The sequence below is a fragment of the Nonomuraea sp. NPDC049758 genome (assembly GCF_040674635.1).
Taxonomy (GTDB): Bacteria; Actinomycetota; Actinomycetes; order Streptosporangiales; family Streptosporangiaceae; genus Nonomuraea.
Genome location: NZ_JBFAMZ010000016.1, coordinates 168878 through 183008 on the forward strand (window position 1 = coordinate 168878; position 14131 = coordinate 183008).

The 14131-nt window shown below is 72.7% G+C and carries 8 protein-coding genes; 4 read left to right on the forward strand and 4 right to left on the reverse strand.

The window, feature by feature from the left end:
• Positions 1 to 57: 57 nt before the first annotated feature.
• The 4 genes from AB0J46_RS35370 to AB0J46_RS35385 are packed head-to-tail and all read right to left on the reverse strand — an operon-like array spanning position 58 to position 6177.
• A complete protein-coding gene (locus AB0J46_RS35370) occupies positions 58 to 3054 on the reverse strand; it encodes a glycoside hydrolase family 38 C-terminal domain-containing protein (RefSeq protein WP_364338445.1) in 2997 nt (998 codons plus the stop codon).
• 30 nt (positions 3055 to 3084) lie between these two features.
• Positions 3085 to 3999, reverse strand: a complete 915-nt coding sequence (locus AB0J46_RS35375; protein ID WP_364338446.1) for a carbohydrate ABC transporter permease — start codon at positions 3997 to 3999, stop codon at positions 3085 to 3087.
• Between the two features lies 1 nt (position 4000).
• Complete coding sequence (locus AB0J46_RS35380; RefSeq protein ID WP_358297843.1) at positions 4001 to 4900, reverse strand: sugar ABC transporter permease; 900 nt, start codon at positions 4898 to 4900, stop codon at positions 4001 to 4003.
• On the reverse strand, positions 4897 to 6177 hold the full coding sequence (locus AB0J46_RS35385; protein WP_364338447.1) for a sugar ABC transporter substrate-binding protein: 1281 nt from the start codon (positions 6175 to 6177) through the stop codon (positions 4897 to 4899). Before AB0J46_RS35385 ends, AB0J46_RS35380 begins: the two co-directional genes overlap by 4 nt.
• Before the next feature lie 98 nt (positions 6178 to 6275).
• On the opposite strand from AB0J46_RS35385, the gene AB0J46_RS35390 reads away from it, so the two are divergent.
• From AB0J46_RS35390 to AB0J46_RS35405, 4 genes are read left to right on the forward strand one after another with little or no spacing between them, the layout of a single operon-like run.
• Positions 6276 to 7307 carry a LacI family DNA-binding transcriptional regulator gene (locus tag AB0J46_RS35390; protein ID WP_352354547.1) on the forward strand — a complete coding sequence of 344 codons (1032 nt, stop codon included), beginning with the start codon at positions 6276 to 6278 and terminating at the stop codon, positions 7305 to 7307.
• A gap of 46 nt (positions 7308 to 7353) precedes the next feature.
• A complete protein-coding gene (locus AB0J46_RS35395; protein ID WP_364338448.1) occupies positions 7354 to 8574 on the forward strand; it encodes a glycosyl hydrolase in 1221 nt (406 codons plus the stop codon).
• Between the two features lie 45 nt (positions 8575 to 8619).
• A complete protein-coding gene (locus AB0J46_RS35400; RefSeq protein ID WP_364338449.1) occupies positions 8620 to 12843 on the forward strand; it encodes an NEW3 domain-containing protein in 4224 nt (1407 codons plus the stop codon).
• Positions 12840 to 13943: a hypothetical protein gene (locus AB0J46_RS35405; RefSeq protein ID WP_364338450.1), complete on the forward strand. Its 1104-nt coding sequence runs from the start codon at positions 12840 to 12842 to the stop codon at positions 13941 to 13943. Before AB0J46_RS35400 ends, AB0J46_RS35405 begins: the two co-directional genes overlap by 4 nt.
• Positions 13944 to 14131 lie beyond the last annotated feature (188 nt).

Here is a 14131-nt window from a genome sequence, read left to right on the forward strand (position 1 = left end):
CGCCGTGAACGCAGGTGAGGGGCGCCCGGACGGGCGCCCCTCACCGGGAACGTGCGGTCAGCGGCCGAGCCGCAGGGTGACCAGCTCGAACGGCCGCAACGTCACCGGGATCGACCGGCCGGGCCGCTCGGGCTCGGCCAGCGGGCGCTCCAGCAGGTCGGTCACCGTCACCGAGGTGACGGGGAAGCCGGCCGTGAGCGTGGCCGCCGCCCGGCCGCCGCGCGACTCGTGGAAGCGCACCACGACGTCGCCGCTGCCGTCGTCGGCGAGCTTGACCGCGGTGATCACGACCGCGTCGTCGTCCACCGTGACCAGCGGCGCCACCTCGGCGGCGCCGGACAGGACCCGCTCGGGCAGGTTGAGGAACCAGCCCTCGCGCACCGCGTCGCCGATCGTCGCGCCGGGCAGCAGCGCGTGCCGGAAGGTGTGCCTGCCCTGGTCGGTCTCGGGGTCGGGGAAGCGGGGGGCGCGCAGCAGCGACACCCGCAGGGTCGTGGTGGTGCCGCCGTCCTCGCGCACGGTCCGGGTCACGTCGTGGCCGTAGGTGGAGTCGTTGACCACGGCCACGCCCCAGCCGGGCTCCTCCAGGTGCACGAACTTGTGGTTGCACGCCTCGAACTTGGCCGCCTCCCAGCTCGTGTTGGTGTGGGTGGCGCGGTAGGCGTGGCCGTACTGGCTCTCGGCGGCGTAGCGCTCGGCGCGCACGTCGAGGGGGAAGGCCAGTTTGAGGAACTTCTCCGTCTCGTGCCAGTCGACCTCGGTGGCGATGTCGACCCGCCGCCCGTCCAGCGAGATCACCTGCGTGACGGACGAGCCGCCGAACGAGCGGGTGACCCGGACCGAGCCGGGCCGCTCGCCGTCCGTCACCTCGTCGGCCGCGGTGAGGTCGGCGACCGTGTTGCGGTAGAACTCGTCCACGTCCCAGGCGTCCCACATGTTGGGGAAGTCCTGGTGCAGCTGGAGCAGGTTGGCGGCCTGGCCGGGGGGCAGGGTCTCGCGCCGGGCCCGCTGGTCGTAGGCGGAGACGATCAGGCCGCGCCCGTCCACCTCGACCCTGAGCAGGCCGTTGTCCAGCACGAAGCCGCCGTCCTCGCGGGGTTCCACGGCCGTCGGGGTCCCCGGTGCGGCCGGGGCCGCGCCGCCGGCCGGGACGCCGTCGCGGGCGTGCGGGGCCGCGTTGAAGACCAGCTCGTGGGGGCCGTCTACGGCCAGGGCCCGCTGGGCGTCGTCGATCAGGCCGGTCAGCTCGTCGGCCAGCGCCGCGTAGGTGGCCCTGGCCTCGCGGTGCACCCAGGCGATCGACGAGCCGGGCAGGATGTCGTGGAACTGGTGCAGCAGCACCGTCTTCCAGATGCGGTCCAGCTGCTCGTACGGGTAGGGCGCGCCGGCCCGCACGGCGGCCGTGGCGGCCCACAGCTCGGCCTCGCGCAGCAGCGACTCGCTGCGCCGGTTACCCTGCTTGGTCTTGGCCTGGCTGGTCAGCGTGGCCCGGTGCAGCTCGAGGTAGAGCTCGCCGACCCAGACCGGCGGGTCGGGGTACTCGGCCTCGGCCTTGGCGAAGAAGCCGGCGGGGGTCTCCCAGGTGACGGTGGCCGAGCCCTCCAGGTCGCGCAGCCGGGCGGCCTTGGCCACCATCTCGCGGGTGGTGCCGCCGCCGCCGTCGCCCCAGCCGGTGGGGGCCAGCGAGTGCCGGGCGACGCCCTTGTCCTTGAAGTTGCGGGCCGCGTGCGCGATCTCCCGGCCGTTCATCGAGCAGTTGTAGGTGTCGACCGGCGGGAAGTGCGTGAACACCCGCGTCCCGTCGATGCCCTCCCACAGGAACGTGTGGTGCGGGAACGTGTTCGTCCGGCTCCACGAGATCTTCTGCGTGAGCAGCCGTTTCGAGCCCGCCGCCTTGATGATCTGCGGCAGCCCGGCCGCGAACCCGAACGTGTCCGGCAGCCACACCTCCTCGTTGTCGACGCCGAACTCGTCGATGAAGAAGCGTTTGCCGTGCACGAACTGACGGGCCATGGCCTCGGAGCCGGGCATGTTCGTGTCGGACTCCACCCACATGCCGCCCGTCGGGACGAACCGCCCGGCCGCCACGGCCTTGGTCACCTTGGCCCACACCTCGGGCCGGTGCTCCTTGATCCACGCCCACTGCTGGGCCTGCGACATCGCGAACACGAACTCCGGCTCGTCGGCCAGCAGCGCCGTCATGTTGGAGGCGGTACGGGCGACCTTGCGGACGGTCTCGCGCAGCGGCCACAGCCAGGCCGAGTCGATGTGGGCGTGCCCGACCGCGCTGATCCGGTGCGCCGAGGGCACGGCGGGCGCGGACAGCACGCCGGTCAGCTCGGCGCGGGCCGCCCCGGCGGTGGCGTTGACGTCCTGGAGGTCGATCGCGTCCAGGGCACGGTCGACGGCCCGGGTCAGCTCCGCGCGGCGGCCGCTGTCGGCGGGCAGCTCGTGCATCAGCTCCCCTGCCACCTCCAGGTCGAGGATCAGGTTCCACACCGTCTCGTCGAACACGGCCAGGTCCATGCGCGCCAGCCGGTACTGCGGCTCGCTGCCCGCCGTCTCCTTGTCGCCGAGCAGGGTGGGCACGAACGGCTTGTAGTCGAGCACGACCGGGTTGGAGGCCGCCTCGATCCGCAGCTCAACCTGCTCGCCGCCGGTCACCGGCGCACCGACGCGCACCCACTGGTTACGCGGGTTGAGCCCCTTCACGGGCGTGCCGTCGGGCAGGTAGACCAGGCCCTCGCACTGGAAGCCCGGCATGTTCTCGTCGAAGCCGAGGTCGAGCACCGCCTCGACGGTCCGGCCCGTCCAGGCGTGCGGGACGGTGCCGGTCACCGTGAACCAGCTCGTCGCCCACGGCGCGCCCCACGCCGCGCCGACCGCGATCGGCTCGGTCGGGGCCGCGAGCCCTTCGGCGACGGGTACGGGCTCGCCCGGCGCGGTCCAGACGCGCACGTCCATCGGCACGGACTCGGGGTAGACGGCAGGGCGCAGACGTTCGTCCAGCACGCGCTTGAGACGGGCTTCGACCAGTGTGCGGTCGTCATGCATGGAGAGAGACTCCTCGTTCTCGGAACCGGCTCAGCCCTTGATCGCGCCCTCGGCGACGCCACGGAAGAAGAAGCGCTGCAGCGAGGCGAAAAGGAGCACGATGGGCAGGAAGGAGATCATTGTCCCAGCGGCGATGAGACGGGGGTTGGCGCTGAACGTGCCGTTGAGGTACTGCAATCCGACGGTCAGCGTGAAGTTCTTCGGATCGTTGAGCACGATGAGCGGCCACAGGAAGTCGTCCCAGGCGCCGATGAACGCGAAGATCGTGATCACGCTCAGCATGCCGCGCACGTTCGGCAGCCCGAGCCGGACGAGCCGCTGCCAGGGGGTCGCCCCGTCGATGACCGCCGCCTCGTCCATCTCCTTGGGGATGGCCTGGAAGGCGGTGCGCATCAGCAGCACGTTCAGCATGCCGATCGCGCCGGGCAGGGCCACGCCCAGCAGCGTGTCGGCCAGGCCCATGCCGCGGACGGTGACGTACTGGGAGACGATCGTCACCTCCCCCGGCAGCACGAGCGTGGACAGGAACAGCACCAGGAGCAGCTTGGCGCCCCGGAACTCCAGCCGGGCCAGCGCGAACCCGGCCAGCGTCGCGCCGACCGCGTTGCCGCCCACCACGATGACCGCCACGATCACCGAGTTGAGCGCGTACGTCCACACGGGGATGGTGTCCGCGACGCGCGCGTAGTTCGCCAGCGTCGGCTGGAGCGGGACGAAGCTCGGGGTCTGCGCGAAGACGTCCTCGAACGGGCCCTTCAGCGAGGTGGACAACTGCCACAGGAACGGCAGGATCGTGATCGCCAGGACGAGCAGCAGCAGCGCGTACCGCAGGACCAGCTCACCCGGCGTGGTGGCGCCGAACCCGCCCCGGCCCCGGCGGCGGCCGTGCCGCCCCGGACGGGCCACCGCGGCGGCGGGTCGCGCGCTCGCCTTCATCGCCGCCATGTCAGTCCGCCTTCCTGTTGAGCCGGGTCAGCAGGAGCATCGGGCCGATCGTGATGACGAAGAGCAGGATGCTCAGCGCCGAGGCGTAGCCGAAGTGGCCGTAGAAGCCGCGGCTGTACATCTGGATCAGCATGACCAGCGACATCGCCCGCCCGCCCGGCCCGCCGGTGCCGTTGGACAGCACGAACAGCTCGGAGAACACGCGCAGGGCCGACACCGAGACCAGCACCGACACCAGCAACATCGTGTTGCGCACGCCGGGCACCGTCACGCTCCAGAACCGGCGGACGGCCCCCGCCCCGTCCACGGCCGCGGCCTCGTGCAGTTCGCGCCGCACGTTCCCGAGCGCCGACAGGTAGATGATCATGTAGTAGCCCAGCCCCTTCCACACCGTCAGGGTGATGGCGCTGAGGACCAGCAGCCACCGGTCGGTCAGGAACGGCAGCGGCCCCTGCAGCACGCCCAACGCCTGCATGAGCCCGTTGATCAGGCCCCGGTCGCTCAGCAGCCAGCTCCAGATCAGCGCGACCACGACGGCGGAGGCGACGACCGGGGTGTAGAAGGCGGTGCGGAAGAACGTGATGCCGGGGATCTTCTTCTCCACCAGGATCGCCAGCAGCAGCGGCAGCAGGGTGAGCACCGGCAGGCAGACCAGCATGAACACGACGCTGTTGAGCAGCGCGTTGCCGAGCTGGTCGTCGTCGAGCATGCGGCCGAAGTTGGCCAGCCCGGTGAAGTGCCCGCCGCTGAGCGGCTTGGCGTTGGTGAAGGCCAGCACCAGCGTGTTCAGCGAGGGCCAGACGTTGAAGACGAGCAGCCACAGCGCGGCGGGCGCCACCAGCAGCCAGGGGGTGAGCCGGCGGCGGAGGGCGCCCTGCGCGGGAAGAGCGGGGGTGATCACTGGTTGAGCAGCTCGTTGCACTTGGCGACCGCGGCGTCCAGCGCCTCCTTGGCGGAGACCTCGCCGTTGAGCGCGAGGGCGATCTGCTGGCGGATGAACTTGCTCATCGCGTCGGTCACCTCGACCGGCTGCAGCATCTTGGCCGTGGCCAGCGACTTGAAGGCGATGACCTTGGCGTCGCCGGCGTTGGTGCCGTCGCTCCGGGTGAAGAACGCGTCGTCGGCCGAGGCCTTGGTGCTGGGGAAGACGCTGACCTCGTGCGCGAACGCCGCCTGGTTCTCGGCGCTGGTCACCCAGCGGGCGAGCGCGATCGCCGCGGCCGGGTTCTTGCTCTTCTTCGACACCGACAGGCCCTGCACGTACAGCGGCGGGGTGCCCATCGCGGTCGAGGGCACGACCTTGGGCGCGAGGGAGGGGTTGTCGGTCTTGACGGCGATGATGTGGTTGGCGCCGGCCGTCGTCCAGGCCACGGTGCCCTCGTTGAACAGCTTGGCGTTGCCCGCATAGGTGTCGGTCAGCACGTCGCGCGGCAGTAAGCCCTCCTTGAAGGCGGCCCGGTACTTCTCGATCACCGCGACGGCCTCGGGGGTGTTGAAGACGAAGCTCTTGCCGTCGTCGGACAGCAGCTTCACGCCCGCCTGCGCCAGGTCCCCCAGCTCGGGGCGGCGGCTCATCAGGTAGGTCTTGCCGCCGGACTTCTCCTTGTAGGTCCGGGCCTGCTCGACCAGCTCGTCGAACGTCGTCGGCGGCTTGGCCGCGTCGAGGCCGTTCTTCTTCATCAACTCGGAGTTCCAGTAGTTGACGTCGGTGTTGAGGTACCAGGGGTAGCCGTACGTGCCGGCGTAGCCGCGGAAGGTGTAGGCGTCGATGCCGCCCGCGACGTACTCGTCGGCGAGCTTGGGGTCGGCGGCGGCGACGTCGAGCAGCATGCCCTGCTGGACCAGGGGCCTGGCGAAGTCCGGGGGCAGGTTGGTGACGTCGGGGAGTGTTCCGGAGGCGGCCTGGTTGAGTACCTTCTCGGAGTAGGCGTCCGCCGGCTGGTCGAGCCATTCGACCTTCGTGCCGGGGTACTTCTTCTCGAAGGCGGCGACGACGCCCTCGACGTACGCCGTGAACTTGGGCTTCAGGGCCCACGTCTGGAGGCTGACAGTGCCCTTCACCTCTCCCGTGGCCGCCGCGGTCGGGGCGGCGGCTCCCGACTCGCCGGACCCGCCGAGGCCGCAGCCCGAGACGACCATGACGGCTGCCACCGCCGGTCCCGTCCAGTACCTACGCATGGCGCTCTCCTTGGTTACTAAATCGCTCTAGTTGCGGGACTATTCACCTGGCTAGACTCGTGTGTCAATAGCTGAGACGAATTCGTGAAGGAGCAGTGGTGCGCCGACCGACGATCACCGACATCGCCGAGCGGGTCGGGGTTTCCAAGGGCGCGGTGTCCTTCGCGCTCAACGGCCGCCCGGGGGTCGGAGAGGCCACCCGCGCGCGAATCCTGCAGGTGGCGAAGGAGATGAACTGGCGTCCGCACAGCGCCGCCCGCGCCCTCGGCGGGGCGCGCGCGGAGGCGGTGGGCCTGGTCATCGCCCGGCCCGCCAGCGCCCTCGGCGTGGAGCCGTTCTTCGCCCAGTTACTGTCCGGCCTGCAGGCGGGGCTGTCGGCCCAGGCCGTCGCGCTGCAACTGCTGATCGTGGAGGACGCCGAGGCCGAGATGGAGATCTACCGCGAGTGGACCTCCGCCCACCGGGTCGACGGCTTCGTCATGGTGGACCTCATGGTCCGCGACCCGCGCATCGCCGTGCTGGAGGAGCTGGGCGTGCCCGCCGTCGTCCTGGGCGGGCCGGGCAGGCACGGGTCGCTGTCGAGCGTCTGGGCCGACGACCGGGAGGCCATGCTGTCGATCGTGGACTACCTGGCCGCGCTCGGCCACCGCAGGATCGCGCACGTCGCGGGCCTGCCGGCGTTCCGGCACACCCAGCGGCGCGCCCGCGCGCTGCGCGACCGCGCGGGGCGGCTGGCCCTGGAGGAGGCGGTGTCGGTGCACACCGACTTCAGCGACTCCGAGGGCGCCGCCGCCACGCGCGCGCTGCTGTCGCGGCCGCGCCGGCCCACGGCCATCGTCTACGACAGCGACGTGATGGCCCTGGCCGGGCTGGGGGTGGCCGGCGAGATGGGGGTGAAGGTGCCCGACGACCTGTCCATCGTGGCCTTCGACGACTCGGTGCTCACGCGGATCACCCACCCCGCGATCACGGCGCTCTCCCGCGACACCTTCGCCTTCGGCAAGCGGCTGGCCGAGGTGATGCTGGAGGTCATCGCCGACCCTGAGCAGCGCAAGGACGTCAAGACCGAGACCCCCCGGCTGACGGTCCGCGAGAGCACGGCGGCTCCGGGGGCTTGGCAGGGCGACTAAATCGCTTTAGGCTCCGCCGGGAGATCGTACGACCCCCGGAGGACGCGTGCCCCTGCTCGACCCCATCCGCCACGGCGCCAACTACGTGCCCTCCGCCGGCTGGTTCCACAGCTGGCTCGACCTGTCGCTCGACGCGGTCCGCCGCGACTTCGAGGACCTGGCCTCGATCGGCCTGGACCACGTGCGCGTGTTCCCGATCTGGCCGTGGATCCAGCCCAACCCGGGGCTGGTCCGGCAGCGCGGCGTGGAGGACCTGCTGGCCGTGATCGACGTCGCGGCCGAGTTCGGCCTGTCCGTCGCCGTGGACCTGCTCCAGGGGCACCTGTCCAGCTTCGACTTCCTGCCCTCCTGGGTGCTCACCTGGCACCGGCGCAGCCTGTTCACCGACCGCGGCGCGCGCGACGCCGTCGCCGCCTACGCCGACCGGCTCACCCGGGCCGTCGCCACCCGCGGCAACGTGTTCGCCGTCACGCTCGGCAACGAGGTCAACAACCTCTACCCCAGCAACGCCACCACCCCGGAGGCGTCCACGGCGTGGGCCGCCGAGCTGATCGACGTCGTGCGTGCGGCCGCGCCCGGCCTGCTCGCCCTCCACTCCCTGTACGACGCCACCTGGTACGACCCGGAGCACCCGTTCCGTCCCGCCGACAACGTGGACCTGGGCGACCTGACCACGGTGCACTCCTGGGTGTTCAACGGCGTCTCCGCGATCGACGGCCCGCTCGGCCCGGCCACCGTCTCGCACGCCGACTACCTGGTCGAGCTGGCCGCCGCCACCTCGCTCGACCCGGCCAGGCCCGTCTGGCTGCAGGAGATCGGGGTGCCCAGGCCCGACGTGCCCGAGGCCAGGACCGCCGAGTTCGTCCGCCGCACGCTCGACGCGGTGACCGCCAACCCCGCCCTGTGGGGCGTCACCTGGTGGTGCTCCCACGACCTGGACCGTTCCCTCTCCGACTTCCCCGAGCGGGAGTACGAGCTGGGCCTGTTCACCGTGGACCACCGTCCCAAGCCGGCGGCCAAGGAGCTCGCCGCGATCATCGACGAGCGCCGCGGCCGTACCGAGGCGCGGCGTCCGGCCCTGCGGTGCGACGTGGACCTGCGGACCGAGCCCGGGCGCCGGGCCGAGGTCGCGCCGGGCAGCGCCTTCCACGCCGCATGGGTCCGGCTGCGCCAGGCCGGGCCCGTGGCCATCGTCGCCGGTGACCGCGCCGACGACCCCGGCCACCTCGCGACCCGGGGGATCGGCAGCGTCCTCGCTCCGGAGTGAGCAGCGGTCCTGCTGCGTGATCATTTATTTTCAGAGAGGAAGACCGTGTCAGTCGCCATCGTCTCCGTGGAGTCCACGGACCTGTTCACGGGCACCGAGGACGCCCCGCGCCAGGTGCTGCGGGTGACGCTCGACGGCCCGCCCGCCCGGGTCGCCGTCACCGGCCCGGGCGTGTCCGGGGAGGCGGAGGGCGCGGGCGTGGTCGAGGTCCCGCTGGAGATCACCGACCCCGTCCCGGGGGCCGAGCTGCCGGTCGTGGTGACGGCGGGCGGCGGGCGGGCCGAGGCCGTGGTGGTCGTGGCCGAGCCCGGCTGGACGATGTTCCTGGTCTCCCACTTCCACTACGACCCGGTGTGGTGGAACACGCAGGCGGCCTACACCTCGCCGTGGGAGCTGCTGTCCGGGGACGCCACCACCCGCCCGCTGTGGGAGCGCAACGGCTTCGCGCTGGTGGATGCGCACCTGGACCTGGCGCTGCGCGACCCGGTCTACAAGTTCGTGCTGGCCGAGATCGACTATCTCAAGCCGTACTTCGACGTCCATCCCGAGCGCCGGGCCGACCTGCGGCTGCTGATGGAGCGCGGGCAGGTCGAGCTGGTCGGGGGGACGTACAACGAGCCCAACACCAACCTGACCGGCGCCGAGGTCACGATCAGGAACATCGTGTACGGCATCGGCTACCAGCGCGACATCCTGGGCGGGGATCCGGCGACGGCGTGGCAGCTCGACGCGTTCGGGCACGACCCGCAGTTCCCCGGATACCTCGCCGCGGCGGGGCTGACCGGCAGCGCGTGGGCGCGCGGGCCGTTCCACCAGTGGGGGCCGATCCAGAAGAACTTCCGCGAGGCCAAGGACGACGCCCGGGTGATGCAGTTCCCGAGCGAGTTCGAGTGGATCGCCCCCTCGGGGCTCGGCGTGCTGACGCACTTCATGCCCCACCACTACTCGGCCGGCTGGTGGATGGACTCCGCCGCCGACCTGGCGAGCGCCGAGCACGCCGTGTACGAGCTGTACCGCAAGCTCAAGCCGGTCGGGGCGACGCGGAACCTGCTGCTGCCCGTGGGCACCGACTACACCCCGCCCAACAAGTGGGTCACCGAGATCCACCGCTCCTGGAACGCCCGCTACGTCTGGCCGCGCTTCGTCTGCGCCACCCCGCGCGACTTCCTCGACGCGGTCCGGGCCGAGCTGGCGGCCGCCGGACGCCGTCCCAGCCCGCAGACCCGCGACATGAACCCGGTCTACACCGGCAAGGACGTCTCCTACATCGACACCAAGCAGGCGCAGCGGGCGGGCGAGGTGGCCGCCGTGGACGCCGAGAAGCTGGCCACCCTCGCCGCGCTCGAAGGGCTCGGGACCTACCCCGAGGCCGCGCTGGACAAGGTGTGGCGGCAGCTCGCGTACGGAGCACACCACGACGCGATCACCGGCAGCGAGTCCGACCAGGTCTACCTGGACCTGTTGTCCGGCTGGCGCGAGGCGTACGACCTGGCGGGCGCGGTGCGCGACGTCTCGCTCGCCTCGCTCGTCGCCCGCGTGGACACCGGCGGCGAAGGCGTCGCGGTGGTCGTCGCGAACACGTTGTCGTTCGACCGGTCGGCGCCGGTGGCCGTACGGCTGCCCGCCGGGCTCGACGGCGGACGGGTGCTCGACGACGCCGGCGCGGAGGTGCCGTGCGTCGTGGACCGGGGGACCCTCCGGTTCCTGGCCGAGGACGTGCCCGCCACCGGCTGGCGCACCTGGCGGCTCCTGCCCGGATCGTCCCGGCCCGACGCGGCCGCGTGGACGCCCGCGCCCGGCGTGACCGTCGAGAACGCCCGCTACCGCGTCACCGCCGACCCCGGCCGCGGCGGCTGCCTGTCCGCCGTCCTGGACAAGAAGGCGGGACGCGAGCTGCTACGGCCCGGCTGCGTCGGCAACGAGCTGCGCGTCTACGAGGAGTACCCCGCCCATCCCGACTTCGGCGAGGGCCCCTGGCACCTGGTGCCCAAGGGCCCGGTCGTCGGCGCGGCGGAGAGCGCGGCCCAGGTGCGGCGCGAGACCTGCCCGCTCGGCGAGCGCCTGGTGATCACCGGGACGGTGGACGGCATCGGCTACGAGCAGACCGTCACGCTCTGGGACGGCGTGGACCACGTGGACCTGACCACCCGCGTCCTGGACTACCGCGGCGCGGACCGGCTGCTGCGGCTGAGCTTCCCCGCCGACCTGCCCGGCGCGCTGCCGGTGAGCGAGGTGGCCGGGGCCGTGGTCGGGCGCGGGTTCGCCCTGCCCGACGTGGACGCCGCCGAGGCGCCGTGGACCCTCGACAACCCCGCCAACACCTGGTTCGGCCTGGGCTCCACCGCCCGCGTCGCGCTCACCGGCCCCGGCGGCCGGCCGCTGGGCGAGCGGGCGCTCGGCGTGGCGGAGGTGGTCGTGCCCGGCCCGGACGACGCCGCCGGCGTGCGCGACCTGCTGGTCGCGCTGGTCAGGGCCGGGGTCACCGCGACCACGGCCGGGGCGGACTGGTCCAGGTACGGCTGGCTCGACGTCGACTCCAACCTCCCCGACTTCCGCATCATGATCGGCGGCCCCCGGGAGAACGACGCGGTGCGCGAGCTGCTGGAACGCGCGGGCCCGGCCTATGCCGAGGTCCTGGAGCGGGACGGGCGCGTCTGGGTGCCCGCCGCCCGGCCGCTGCGCGAGGTCTGGCGGCCCAACGCCGACCTGCGTGACCTGCGGGCGCTGCCCGCCCTGGTCACCACCGATCCCGCCGCGCTGACCGCCGACCTCGCCGACGCCCGCGTGAGCTCCGCCTGCCCCGGCGAGGTCCCGGAGTCCGAGCTGCTCACCGGCCACACCGTCGCGCTGCTCACCTACGGACTGCCGGGCTTCGCCGTCGATCCGGCCGGCACGTTGCACCTGTCGCTGATGCGCTCGTGCACCGGGTGGCCGTCCGGGGTGTGGATCGACCCGCCCCGCCGTACGCTGCCCGACGGAGCGGGCTTCCAGCTCATGCACTGGACCCACGAGTTCCGTTACGCGCTGGTCTCCGGCGAGGGCGACTGGCGCACCCTGACGCTGCCCGCCCGTGGGCAGGAGTTCAACCATCCGCTGTACGCCGTGATCGCCGAGCCGCACGGGGGCCCGTTGCCGCCGACCCGGTCGTACCTGAAGGTCGAGCCGGCCCGGGAGGTGCTGGTCGGCACCGTCAAGCCGGCCGGCAACCCGACCGCGCACGGGTCGGCCGCCGCGGCTGACCCGGCTTCCGGGGTGACCGTGCGCCTGATGGAGTCCACCGGGCTCGGCCGCGACGCCGTCCTTTCCGGTGCGCTCGCCCTCACCGAGACACACCGCGCCGACCTGCTCGAACGGCGGCGCGAACCCGTCCAGGGGGCCGTCGCACTGACCGGCGCCGAGGTCGCCACCGTGATCGCCGTCCCTGCCCTGCCGCTGGGTGGCTCGCCGCGCCACGGTGCGGTGCTGGGGCCCGCGGCCGAGGTGGCGCAGCCGGTGCATGCGCGGTACTGGCTGCACAACCGGGGGCCGGCGCCGATGGGCTACCTGCCGGTGAGCGTCACGGCGTCGCCGGGCCTGGTGCGGACCGAGGGCGAGCCCGCCGAACTGTCGGTGGTGCTCTCCTCGCACCTGCTCGACGCCGACGTGGAAGGAGCCGTGGAGATCCTCGTCCCCGAGGGCTGGACGGCCGGTCTGACGCGGCGCCCGTACCGGCTGGCGGCCGGCGGGCACGTACGGTTCCCGGTGACGGTGGCCCCTCCCCCGGGCGTCGAGCCCGGCCTGTACTTCGTCGCCGCCCGGATCCGGCACGACGGCCAGACCGTCGAGGACGTGGTCACCGTCGCCGTCGGCGACCTGCCCGGCGACCTGCCCGGCGTGCTCCCCGTGCCCGGTGACGTCCCCGAGGACTGGGTGGCGGCGCAGGGCAGCAAGGACCGTCCCGGCCGCGACACCGGCCTGTCGGTGGAGGTGACGACGCCGTCGGTGCGCGTCGCTCCCGGCGGGCGTGCCGTCCTGGGGCTGGCGCTGCACAACCGCACGAACGGTGAGATCCGGGGCGAGCTGCAGGTCGTCTCGCCCTGGGGCACGTGGGACCTGATCGCCGCCCCGGTCCGCGGATTCGTCCTGGCGGCCGGCGAGAGCACGGTCGCCGAGTTCGAGGTGTCCGCACCCCGCGACGCCGTCCCCGGCTCCGCCTGGGCCCTGGGCAAGGTCATGTGGTTCGGCCGCTGCCAGTACGCCCCGACCATCGAACTGGTGGTGACCCCATGACCCACCCTTCCCACCCCGCCCATCCCTGGCCCCACCCTGGAACCACCGCCCAAACGCCACCGGCGCACCGTCCCACCTCCGCCCCCGCACTCCAGGCGGACCATCCGACCTCCACCCCCGAGCCCGCAGCGGACCATCCGACCTCCACCTCCGCCCATCAGGCCGGCCATCCGGCCCCCGCCCAACCTCCCCGCGCCGACCGTCCGACCTCCGTCCCAACACCTCGGGTCAGCCATCCGGACTCCGCCCACGCGCCCGTCACCGGCGAGCCGGTCGCCCCCGGTATGGGGCCGGTGCTCGGCTGGCTCGACGGCTGCCCGCTCCCCCGCTTCGAGCTGGACCGACGGCTCGCAGCCCTGCGGACCGGCCCTAGGTCCTCGGCGCTTCCGGCGCCGGGAACCGCCGAGGACCGGCAGCTCACGCGCTGGGTGGCTCAGGTGGTGCTGACCGAACGACTGTGCGCCGCCGAGGCCACAGCCCGCGGACTCCCCCTGGAGAAGCCCCCACCACCCCGCCCCAACCAACCCACCACCGACGCCCTTGCGGCACGGCGGGACCAGCCCCCCACCGACGCCGCTGCAATACGGCCGGACCGGCGAGCCACCGACGCCATCGCGGTACGGCTCGACCAGCGGGCGGCTGTTGAGCTGGGTTCGATCGCTGCGGCGGCCTACGAGGGCAGCGCCGCCGTTCGAGCCGTCTACGAGGCCGTCACCGCCGACGTCGCGGTCTCCGCGTCGGAGGCGTCCGCGTATCGGGAGGCCACCGTGCGACCGCCCACCGGACCGACATGGCGGCTACGCACCCCGGACGGCGAGTTCGACGCCGACCCGACTTCGCTGCCAGTCGCCCTGGCCGAAGCCCTGGCCGCCGCCGTACCGGGCCAGACGGTGACGGCCGGCCCTTGGACCGCCACCCTCGTCACCCGCCACGCCCCCGTCCCGGACCGAGATGCACCCGCCGACGGCCTCCTCGACTCCGCACGCAGGGTGGCGTTCGTACGCTGGCTCGACCACGCCCGCGCCCACCGGCTGCGCCTGGTGCCGGGCCTCGAACACCCCGGCGACCCCGCCCAACCCGACAACCACCACCGCCACTGACACCACCATCGACCCAACCGGACCGGTCCGGTCCGGTTTCACCCCCGGCCCCGCCGACGTACTCGCTCCGTCGGCGGGCATGTGGCATCTGCCGGCCCCTGACGTGCTCCCAGACGGGCTACGGTAGCCGAGCACCGAGGACGTGGACCGTCCAAGTTCTCGCCCTCCACCAGACGGCGGCACTGTCC